Annotated in this window: 3 protein-coding genes; 1 reads left to right on the forward strand and 2 read right to left on the reverse strand. The window is 62.4% G+C overall.

What is annotated here, in order from left to right:
• On the forward strand, window positions 1-552 hold a 552-nt coding region (locus ACOVRJ_RS03820; protein ID WP_422042571.1), incomplete at its 5' end, for an NUDIX hydrolase.
• A gap of 15 nt (window positions 553-567) precedes the next feature.
• Here the strand turns inward: ACOVRJ_RS03820 and ACOVRJ_RS03825 are convergent.
• Both ACOVRJ_RS03825 and ACOVRJ_RS03830 read right to left on the reverse strand, forming a co-directional pair.
• A complete protein-coding gene (locus ACOVRJ_RS03825; protein ID WP_422042572.1) occupies window positions 568-768 on the reverse strand; it encodes a hypothetical protein in 201 nt (66 codons plus the stop codon).
• A 146-nt stretch (window positions 769-914) separates the two neighbouring features.
• A partial coding sequence (locus ACOVRJ_RS03830) for an IS110 family transposase (protein ID WP_422042573.1) occupies window positions 915-1,960 on the reverse strand: 1,046 nt, incomplete at its 5' end.

Consider the following 1,960-nt stretch of genomic DNA (forward strand, 5'->3'; position numbering starts at 1 on the left):
GTTGATCATCGCTTCACGCAGCCAGCCAGTTTCGTCCACTCAGCTCAAACGTTAGACCCCTCGATGCGTCGCCCCTTCTCCGTCCAAGTCTTCTTGACCGTTCGTGGTGAATCTGGTCTGTCGTACTTGTTGCTTCAACGGAACGAGCGGCCGGATCTGGCTTTGCCGGACTTCTGGCAAGGAGTAACCGGCGCCCTCGATGTTGGCGAGACCTATGAGCAAGCCGCCATTCGCGAGGTGGAAGAGGAGACTTGCATCGCCATCCCTGGCGCGCGTCCGAGTGGGTTTGAACATCGCTTTCCCATCAGGCAGGAGTGGCGAGCTTCGTATGGCGGCTATTCCTCGGAGGTTACTGAGCTGGTTTTCTATTCGGTCCTTCCGAATGCAGTCGCCCCAGTGCTCTCAGTTGAGCACAAGGCATATCGGTGGTGTTCATACGAACAAGCAGTTTCTCTGCTTTCGTTCGGTCGGAACGCGGAGTGCCTTCAGTCAGTTCAGCGGGAGCTCGAGAATGCCAGGGCCTCTCTCAAGAAACACCTCCCAAGTAGTTGATCTGCAATGGTGTTTTCAGGCGGGTTGAGCCGCAGGGATGATCTGCATGCCGAGCTTCTTGGCCCGTTCGGTGAGGTTCCGCAGTACGCGCTCGCGGTATCGTTCCTCGAAGTAGTCCTGCCCCGCATCGGTGTACTCCTCGCCCTTGCTCAGCATCGCGTAGATCAGCCTGGCGAGCTTGTGCGCGGCGGCCGTGACGGCCTTGCCTTTGTCCATGCGGGCGCACAGGCGACGGTAGTACGCACCCAGCGCGGACTGGCTCGACCGCAGCGCTGCCGCCGCCAAGCGCAAGGCCTGAGCCGCCCGATTGGCACACCGCTCTCAAGAAACACCTCCCAAGTAGTTGATCTGCAATGGTGTTTTCAGGCGGGTTGAGCCGCAGGGATGATCTGCATGCCGAGCTTCTTGGCCCGTTCGGTGAGGTTCCGCAGTACGCGCTCGCGGTATCGTTCCTCGAAGTAGTCCTGCCCCGCATCGGTGTACTCCTCGCCCTTGCTCAGCATCGCGTAGATCAGCCTGGCGAGCTTGTGCGCGGCGGCCGTGACGGCCTTGCCTTTGTCCATGCGGGCGCACAGGCGACGGTAGTACGCACCCAGCGCGGACTGGCTCGACCGCAGCGCTGCCGCCGCCAAGCGCAAGGCCTGAGCCGCCCGATTGGCACACCGCTTGGTCTTGCCGCTCATCACCTTGCCGCCGGTGATTTTGGTGCCCGGGCACAAGCCCAGCCAGGAAGCGAAGTGCTTGTCGCTGGGGAAGCGGCTCATGTCAGTGCCGGTCTCGCTGACGACAACCAGTGCCGTGGTCACGTCGATGCCGTCGATGCGCGTGAGGTCCACACCGCACATCTGGAAGAGCTGGCGGCGCAGATCGAACTTGGGCGCGTTGCGAGCCCGGCCGCGCTTCTTGCCCTTGGCCGGATCGCCATCGTGCGCATGAAGGCGTTGGAGCTGCGCATCGATCTCGGCGTCGCACTGACCCAACTGGGTAACGCAGAAGTCGAAGGCGTCCAGCGCCTGCTTGAGCGCGAACAGGTGCTCGGCGCGCCAGTTGCCCTGCAGGCTGGCGGCGATCTCATCGGCGCTGGCGTGGATGCGCGAGTTCTTGAGCTGTGCGAGCTTGAGTCCGTCACGCTCACCTGCGTTGATGGCCCGCAGGATCTTCTGCCCGGTCTCGCCAACCACGTCGGAGATGACGTTGGCGAGCTGGATGTTCATCTGCGTCAGCGCCTTCTGCATGTGCTGCACGAACCTAGCCTTGGAGCGCAGGATCATGGCGCGCTGACGGGTCAGTGCGCGCAGCACGCAGACCTCGTCGGCCGGGCGGAAGGCACCACTCAGCAGGCCAAAGCTCATGAGCTGCTGCAGCCACTGGCAATCCAGCACATCGCTCTTGCGGCCAGAGACGTTCT

Origin of the sequence: Roseateles sp. (assembly GCF_049240545.1) — a bacterium.
Classification (GTDB): Bacteria; Pseudomonadota; Gammaproteobacteria; order Burkholderiales; family Burkholderiaceae_C; genus Paucibacter_A.

Coding starts and splice junctions, on each gene's coding strand:
- ACOVRJ_RS03825 (WP_422042572.1), bottom strand. CDS start 768: ATGGACAAAGGCAAGGCCGTCACGGCCGCCGCGCACAAGCTCGCCAGG.